This window comes from Mesorhizobium sp. M7A.F.Ca.CA.002.09.1.1, from assembly GCF_003998555.1.
GTDB lineage: Bacteria > Pseudomonadota > Alphaproteobacteria > Rhizobiales > Rhizobiaceae > Mesorhizobium > Mesorhizobium ciceri.
In genome coordinates this window covers 1-3905 of the sequence record NZ_RZRR01000540.1, presented here as the reverse complement: position 1 = coordinate 3905, position 3905 = coordinate 1, and the positions used below count along the sequence as shown (strand labels likewise).

The window sequence follows — 3905 nt, the reverse complement described above, 5'->3', positions numbered from 1 at the left end:
GGCGGCATCATCGCCGGCGAACTGGCGCTGGCGCTCGTCATCCTGACCATCGCCTCGTTCTACTGCCTGCGCGTGCGCAATCCGCTGCTCGATCTCAAGCTGTTGCGCATCCGTACCTTCCGCATTTCGTTCCTCACCGGCGGCGGGCTGGACACGATCGGCCTTAGCTCGGTCGTCTTCCTGCTGCCGCTGATGTTCCAGCTCGGCTTCGGCATGAGCGCGGTGCAGGCGGGATCGCTGACCTTCGTAGCCGCGGTCGGCTCGGTGGCCATGCGGTTCTTCATGCCGCGTGTCCTCAACCGTTTCGGCTTTCGCCGCGTGCTGGTCTACAACACGCCCATCGTCGCCGCCCTGGTTGCCGGCTTCGCGCTGATGCAGGCGACGACGCCGGTGTGGATCGTGCTCACTTACATCTTCGTCTTCGGCGTCTTCCGCTCCGCGCAATGGGCCTCGACCGGCAACCTCGCCTATTCCGACATCGCGCCCGAGCAGCTCGCCCGTTTCAGCGCGCTCTATTACATATTATGGCAGCTGGCGGTGGCGATCAGCGTCGGCCTGGCCGCCGCGGCATTGTCGTTTCTGGCGGGCGGCGGCCCCGCCGTCGCCGACGATTTCCGCATCCTGTTCGTGATCGAGGGCATCATCACGCTCTGCGCGCTGCTCGCCTATCTCAAGCTGACACCCCAGGACGGCGCCCATGTCAGCGGCCACGGCGCACAGATGAACACGGAATGAGGCCGGCTGGCTTATTCGCTGAACGTCACCCACTCTTGCAGCGGCACGCGGTCGGTGCGGAAGGCGTTTTCAGGTTTTGACGTATCTTCATAACCAAGCGCCATGCCGCAGACGACGATCTCCTCGTCCGGAATGTCGAGCACCGGCCTGATCTGCCGGTGATAGGGCGCGAACGCCGCCTGCGGACAGGTGTGCAGACCCCTGCCTCTAGCTGCGACCATGATGTTCTGCAGGAACATGCCGTAATCGATCCATGAACCCTGGTTGAGGCGGCGATCGATGGTGAAGATCATGCCGACCGGCGCGTCGAAGAAGACGAAGTTGCGGTCGTGCTGGGCGCGCATCTTGTCGACCTCGCGGCGACCGATGCCGAGCGCGCCATAGAGGCCGAAACCGTTGGCGCGGCGTCGCGTCAGATACGGCTCGAAGAACTGCGTGGGATAATACCGGTACTCGTCCCAATCGGCTTTTTCGGCGCGAATGCCGGAATTGAGAATGGCGTCCGATATGCGCTGCTTGCTCTCGCCCTTGGTGACATAGACCTTCCATGGCTGCATGTTGGTGCCGGATGGGGCGCGCGCCGCAACCGCCAGAATGGCGCGGATGGTGTCGTCTTCGACCATGTCGGGCAGGAATGCGCGCACCGAACGGCGCGACAGGATCGCCTCGTCGACAATCTCGGCGTCGCCCTCGATTCGGGGGTTATTTTCCAGCATGGGCCGTCCCTTACCCTTTGTCTCGATCGGACGTCCCCACTCGCCGCTCTCGGCGGAGCCTTTGCATGAACCGTCAAAATCGCGCAAGCAAATCTTGTGCATCCGTGAAAATCTGCTTGATTTTTTCATGAGCTTGATTTCTCATGAAATTTGTCGGTGATTTTTCATAAAGAGAGCGTTTTGCCTTCGACTACCGCAAGAACATTGCAGGGACCTGACGAACGCGTGCTGGCCGGCGACATCAGGGCCCTGCGCAAGGCGCGCGGGCTGACGCTCGCCGAGATCGGCCTGAAGCTAGGCCGTTCGGTCGGCTGGGTCAGCCAGGTCGAGCGTGGCCTGTCGACGCCGTCGCTCGGTGACCTCAGAGCCTTCGCCGAACTGTTCGGCGTGCCGATCAGCCTGTTCTTCAGCCATGACGTACCTGTCGAAAGCGAGCGCGGCGTGGTCGTGCGCGCCGGCAGGCGCCGCACGCTTGGCACAAGCGAATCCGGCCTGGTGGAGGAGCTTCTGTCGCCCGATCTCGGCGGTAGCTTCGAGATGGTGCGTTCGGTCTTCGCGCCGGGCGCGGAACTGAAGGCCGAGGCGCAGCGGCCGACCGAGGAAGCCGGATACGTCGCGTCCGGACTGTTCGACATCGAGATCGGAGGTGTCTGGCATCGGCTTGGCGAGGGCGACTCCTTTCGCTTCGAAGGCAAGCCCTACCGCTGGCGCAATCCGGGTGCCGAGCCGGCAATTGTCATCTGGGTGGTTTCACCACCCGTCTATTGAGTTCAAGTTTGGAGAAGAACATGGCGGGTTTGCCGAGCACGGCGCGCGTGGTGATCATCGGAGGCGGCGCCGTCGGCACCTCCGCGCTCTATCATCTCGCCAAGGCGGGCTGGACCGACTGCGTGCTGCTCGAGAAGAACGAGCTGACCTCCGGCTCGACCTGGCATGCCGCCGGCAACGTGCCGACCTTCTCCTCGTCCTGGTCGCTGATGAACATGCAGCGCTATTCGACCGAGCTTTATCGCGGGCTGGCCGACGCGGTCGACTACCCCATGAACTATCACGTCACCGGCTCGCTTCGCCTTGCCCACTCGCTCGAGCGCATGCAGGAATTCCAGCGCGCCAAGGGCATGGGCCTCTACCAGGGTATGGACATAGACATTGTCGGTGTCGACGAGATCCAGCGTCGCTATCCCTTCATCGAGACGCATGAGCTGAAAGGCGCGCTCTACGACCCGAGCGACGGCGACATCGATCCGGCGCAACTCACCCAGGCGCTGGCCAAGGGTGCGCGCGACATGGGCGCGAAGATCATCCGCTTCTGCCCGGTCACAGGCGTGCGCCGCGAGAACGACGACTGGGTGGTCGAGACGGCACAGGGTGAGATCCGCTGCGAGATCGTCGTCAATGCCGCCGGCTACCGCGCCGCCGAAGTCGGCCGGATGTTCGGCCGCGACGTGCCGATGATGGTGATGAGCCATCAGTACATTCTGTTCGAGGAGATCCCCGAACTCGCGGCATGGTCGAAGGAACAAGGCAAGAAGCTGCCGCTGCTGCGCGACGTCGACACCTCCTACTATCTGCGCCAGGAGAAGAACGGCATGAATCTCGGCCCCTATGAGCGCAATTGCCGCGCGCATTGGGCCAGCCACAATGACCCGATGCCGGAGGACTTTTCCTTCCAGCTGTTCCCCGATGATCTCGACCGGCTGGAACATTATCTGGCCGACGCCGTCGCCCGCGTGCCGATCCTTGGCACGGCCGGCCTGTCCAAGGTGATCAACGGGCCGATCCCCTATACGCCGGACGGCAATCCGCTGATCGGCCCGATGCCCGGCGTTCCCAATGCCTTCGAGGCCTGCGTCTTCACCTTCGGCATTGCCCAGGGTGGCGGCGCCGGCAAGGTGCTGGCCGAATGGGTGACCGAGGGCCGGACCGAATGGGACATGTGGTCGTGCGACCCGCGCCGCTTCACTTCCTATGCCGCGGCGCCGGACTATTGCGTCGCCAAGGGCATGGAGATCTACGGCAACGAATACGCCATCCAGTTCCCGCGCCATGCCTGGCCGGAGGGCCGCGACCGCAAGCTGTCGCCGATCCACGATCGCATCAAGGCGCTCGGAGGCCGCTTCGACGCCTATAATGGCTGGGAGCGTGCCACCTGGTACGCGCAGGACGGCGATGACATCTCCGAGGAAGCCACGCTGACCTTTCGCCGCGACGGGCCATGGCAGCATCGTGTGCGCGAAGAATGCCTGGCCGTGCGTGACGCTGCCGGCATTTTGGACCTGCCTGGGTTCTCGCGCTTCAATCTCGATGGTCCAGGTGCCGCCGAATGGCTGAGCCTGCAGGTCACCGGACTGGTGCCGAAGCCAGGCCGCATCGGTCTCGTCTATTTCGCCGACGACAAGGGCCGCATCGTCACCGAAATGTCCGTCGTGCGTCACGACGAGAACCTGATGACGC

At 63.6% G+C, this 3905-nt stretch carries 4 protein-coding genes; 3 read left to right on the top strand and 1 reads right to left on the bottom strand.

Features of this window, described 5'->3' with window-relative positions; genetic code table 11:
* The coding region (locus EN994_RS21515; RefSeq protein WP_127307793.1) for an MFS transporter at positions 1-735 on the top strand (735 nt) is incomplete at its 5' end.
* Between the two features lie 11 nt (positions 736-746).
* On the opposite strand, the gene EN994_RS21510 is transcribed toward EN994_RS21515, so the two are convergent.
* The gene (locus tag EN994_RS21510; RefSeq protein ID WP_063170259.1) at positions 747-1451 is read right to left on the bottom strand and encodes a nitroreductase; all 705 of its coding nucleotides are present in this window, start codon (positions 1449-1451) and stop codon (positions 747-749) included.
* 225 nt (positions 1452-1676) lie between these two features.
* Between EN994_RS21510 and EN994_RS21505 the strand changes: the two genes are divergently transcribed.
* On the top strand, positions 1677-2219 hold the full coding sequence (locus tag EN994_RS21505; RefSeq protein ID WP_032807957.1) for an XRE family transcriptional regulator: 543 nt from the start codon (positions 1677-1679) through the stop codon (positions 2217-2219).
* A gap of 20 nt (positions 2220-2239) precedes the next feature.
* Positions 2240-3905: FAD-dependent oxidoreductase (locus EN994_RS21500; protein ID WP_164746062.1), on the top strand; the 1666-nt coding region annotated here is incomplete at its 3' end.

Coding starts and splice junctions, on each gene's coding strand:
- EN994_RS21510 (WP_063170259.1), bottom strand. CDS start 1,451: ATGCTGGAAAATAACCCCCGAATCGAGGGCGACGCCGAGATTGTCGAC.